Raw genomic sequence first — 416 nt, forward strand, 5'->3', positions numbered from 1 at the left:
TGGATCACCTCCTTACCTAAAGATATTAGTTCGAGTGGCGTGCTCACACAGATTGTCTGATGAAAAAGTAACGAGCAGAAATACCTTTATAGGCTTGTAGCTCAGGTGGTTAGAGCGCACCCCTGATAAGGGTGAGGTCGGTGGTTCAAGTCCACTCAGGCCTACCACTTCTCGGAAGTGGAAAAGGTACTGCGCGTGACTGTATGGGGCTATAGCTCAGCTGGGAGAGCGCCTGCCTTGCACGCAGGAGGTCAGCGGTTCGATCCCGCTTAGCTCCACCATATAGTCCGGTATTTCAATACTTCAGAGTATATTGGCGACAGTATGCTGCGAAGTATTTTGCTCTTTAACAATCTGGAACAAGCTGAAAATTGAAACATGACGGCTGAAATTTATCCCTCCGTAGAAGTACTGGG

The 416-nt window shown here is 48.3% G+C and carries 2 tRNA genes; both read left to right on the forward strand.

From position 1 onward, the window contains the following. The first annotated feature begins 90 nt into the window (after positions 1-90). Positions 91-167, forward strand: a tRNA-Ile gene (locus ACTJJ6_RS23585). Positions 168-205: 38 nt separating this feature from the next. Then, positions 206-281 (forward strand) — tRNA-Ala (locus ACTJJ6_RS23590). The last annotated feature ends 135 nt before the right edge of the window (positions 282-416 follow it).

Origin of the sequence: Serratia sp. 22278, assembly GCF_052045405.1 — a bacterium.
Lineage (GTDB): Bacteria > Pseudomonadota > Gammaproteobacteria > Enterobacterales > Enterobacteriaceae > Serratia > Serratia marcescens.